Here is a 3,429-nt window from a genome sequence, read left to right on the forward strand (position 1 = left end):
AGCCTTAACAACACTTGAAATGGCAAAACGTCAAATTTTACCTGCAGTAATTCAATTTGCTACAAGTGTTGCTGAATCAATAAACACTATTAAAGCTACTGGAGTAAATGCAGATATATCAGTTCAAACTGAATTATTAACAGAAGTTTCAACATTAACAGCTTCATTAAGCAAAAATGTAAAACTTCTTGAAAAAGCAGTTGAAAAAGCTGACAACTTTGAAGGTGATATATTCGATTTAGGAATGATGTATAGATACGAAGTATTCGAACAAATGAATACTTTAAGAGTTGATGCTGATAAACTTGAAACTATAGTTGATGAAGAATTCTGGCCATTACCAACTTATGAAGATATGTTATTCAACGTTTAATATAAGAATACTATAGAGAATAAAATGGAGCACTTCAGAAATGAAGTGCTCCATTTTTGTAAATAGGCAAGAATTAAATTGCTTTTTTGCAACATTGGGACATAGCTGTTGCATTGATGAAGTTCAATGGGGTATATAGACGAGATAAAATTTAAGTGTTTCTTTAATTTTGCAAGAATAATATATTAATTATGCAGAAATGTTGAAAAAAATAGAACAGTGCGGTATAATGTTACTATAAACTCACCAACCGAAGAATTAACAGTTACTTGCATTGGCAACAGTACTGTATAATGTTACTATAAACTTAAAGTCAATATAAGTAATTTAAGGGGGCAAAAAAATGCAAAAAATAAAAATGTCTAATCCATTAGTTGAAATGAATGGAGATGAAATGACAAGAATTGTTTGGGGCGTTATAAAAGAAGAATTATTAAATCCATTTATTGAATTGAATACAGAATATTATGATCTTGGATTAGAGCATAGAAATGAAACTAATGATAAAGTTACAGTTGATGCTGCAGAAGCTATCAAGAAATATAAAGTAGGGGTAAAATGTGCAACTATTACACCTAATGCAGCAAGAGTTAAGGAATATAACCTAAAAGAAATGTGGAAGAGTCCTAACGGTACTATAAGAGCAATATTAGATGGTACAGTATTTAGAGTTCCAATTACAGTTGAATGTGTAAAACCGTATGTTAGATCATGGAATAAGCCAATTACAATAGCAAGACATGCATATGGAGATATATATAAAGCTGTAGAAATGAAAGTAGAAGGAAAAAGCAAATGTGAACTTGTAATTACGTCTGAAAATGGGGAAGAAAAGAGAGGGTTAATACATAACTTTTCTGATGAAGGTGTTGTTATGGGGATGCACAATTTAAATGCATCCATAGAAAGTTTTGCAAGAAGTTGCTTCAATTTTGCTTTAGATGTTAAAGAAGATTTGTGGTTTGCATGTAAAGATACAATTTCTAAGAAATATGATCATGAATTTAAAGACATATTTCAAGAATTATATGACAACGAATATAAAGTAAAATTTGAAGAGTTAGGAATAAAATATATATATACATTAATAGATGCAGCAGTAGCTAATATTATGAAATGTAGTGGCGGAATAATATGGGCTTGTAAGAATTATGATGGAGATGTAATGAGTGATATGGTAGCAGCAGCATTTGGATCAATTGCTATGATGTCTTCAGTATTAGTTTCACCAGAAGGAAATTATGAATTTGAAGCAGCTCATGGAACAGTTCAAGATCAATATTATAGTCATTTAAAAGGCGAAGAAACATCAACAAATTCTGTAGCAATAATATTTGCATGGGCTGGAGCTTTAAGAAAAAGAGGAGAACTAGATAATAATTCAGCGTTAGTTGATTTTGCAAATAAGTTAGAAGAAGCTTCAGTAAAAACTATTGAAGCAGGGAAAATGACAGGAGACTTGGCAGTAATAGCAGAACATGATAATATTCAAAGATTGAACACTTTTGATTTTATTAAAGCTATTAGAAAAACATTAGAGGAAATGCTTTAGGCAGAAGTTCTTGTTATTTTTTTGAATGTGCCTAAAGTTAAGATGAAAATTTAATAATACATTAAGTCTATTTAGAGATAAGTAAAAGAGAATGTACATTTAATCTGTAGGATTAAGTGTGCATTCTCTTTTTTTAATGTCTAGACCAGTTATACAAAAAATGAAAATTCTTTAATTAATTTTTGAAAATCAATAGATTATTCTCTATTATTAGATGGCTTAATGGCGGAGCGTGAACAAGGAAATTACAATAGATGTTGCATATCGTTATTTTACAACTGATAATAGAAGTTTTATTGCAACAATTATATTTAAATAAAAATATATATGCTAAAATAAGTAATATTAAGGCATATAAAAAGGAGTGATATTTATTAATATAGATTTTTTAGGAGAAGCTTTAGAAGTTGGTGGTAGCTCTATTTTAATAAAAATTAATAAAAAAAATATATTGTTTGATGCAGGAATTAGGCAAAGCATTAGTAAAGATAGTGTTCCTAATTTTAGAGATGTTCAAACTTATGGTGGACTGGATGCAATAATTATAAGCCATGCTCACTTGGATCATATAGGGTGCTTACCCATTATAAGTAAAGAATATCCTAGTGCTAAAATATATATGAACAATATGACAAAGGATTTAGTTAAGGTCTTGTTATATGATAGTTTGAAAATAATGAATAACAGAGATGCTGAAATACCATTATATGCGGAAGCTGATGTAGAAAATACACTAAATAGGATTTTTACAATAAATTATGAAGTGAAATTTCCTATATTTGAAGACATGTATGTTACATTTTATAATGCAGGACATATAGCAGGGGCAAGTTGTATTTACCTTCAAAGTCCAGAAGGAGCTGTATTTTATTCAGGGGATTTTTCAGTATTTTCTCAAAGAACTGTTGAGGGGGCAAAATTACCTAGACTAAGACCAGATGTAGCAATAGTTGAATCTACATATGGTGATAGACTTCATTCTAATCGTGAGATTGAAGAAAGAGCTTTAATTGATGCAGTAAGATAACATAATTGAAATTAAAGGAACTGATAACAGAGAAGAAATATTATCTCAAGAAGAGCCTGTAGTTATTATATCAAGTTCGGGTATGCTTACTGGAGGTCCAAGTGCATTTTATGCTGAAAAAATAGCACCTATGGAAAATGGATATATTGTAATTACAGGATATCAAGATGAAGAAGCACCTGGAAGAAAGATTTTAGATCTTTTAGATGCAGATGAAGAAAGTGAAAGATATTTAAGCATAAATGGACTTAATATTCCAGTTAAATGTAGTGTAAAAAAAGTTGGATTATCAGCTCATTCTGATAAAAATGAGATAAAGGGGGGCAGACAACAGTTGAAAAAAGTTTATAAAAATTTATAAATATATATTTATTTTTAATACAGTTTATTGCATAATAATTTCAAGGAGTGATTAACTTGAAATATTATTCAATAGGAGAATTTGCAGAACTTATAGGTAAGACAGAGCAAACATTA

General features: G+C 29.5%; 1 protein-coding gene and 2 pseudogenes. All 3 read left to right on the forward strand.

The window, feature by feature from the left end; all coding sequences use genetic code 11:
- Positions 1-373: pseudogene (locus LLF98_RS11005) on the forward strand (glutamine synthetase type III); the annotation flags it as partial.
- Between the two features lie 343 nt (positions 374-716).
- Positions 717-1,925: an NADP-dependent isocitrate dehydrogenase gene (locus LLF98_RS11010; RefSeq protein ID WP_291703510.1), complete on the forward strand. Its 1,209-nt coding sequence runs from the start codon at positions 717-719 to the stop codon at positions 1,923-1,925.
- A gap of 373 nt (positions 1,926-2,298) precedes the next feature.
- Positions 2,299-3,271, forward strand: a pseudogene (locus LLF98_RS11015) (MBL fold metallo-hydrolase); the annotation flags it as partial.
- Positions 3,272-3,429: the final 158 nt, after the last annotated feature.

The organism is Clostridium sp., from assembly GCF_021372645.1.
Classification (GTDB): domain Bacteria; phylum Bacillota; class Clostridia; order Clostridiales; family Clostridiaceae; genus Clostridium.

What these genes read in the sequence shown, in the direction of transcription:
- LLF98_RS11010 (WP_291703510.1), top strand. Translation starts at nt 717, where the DNA reads ATGCAAAAAATAAAAATGTCTAATCCATTAGTTGAAATGAATGGAGAT.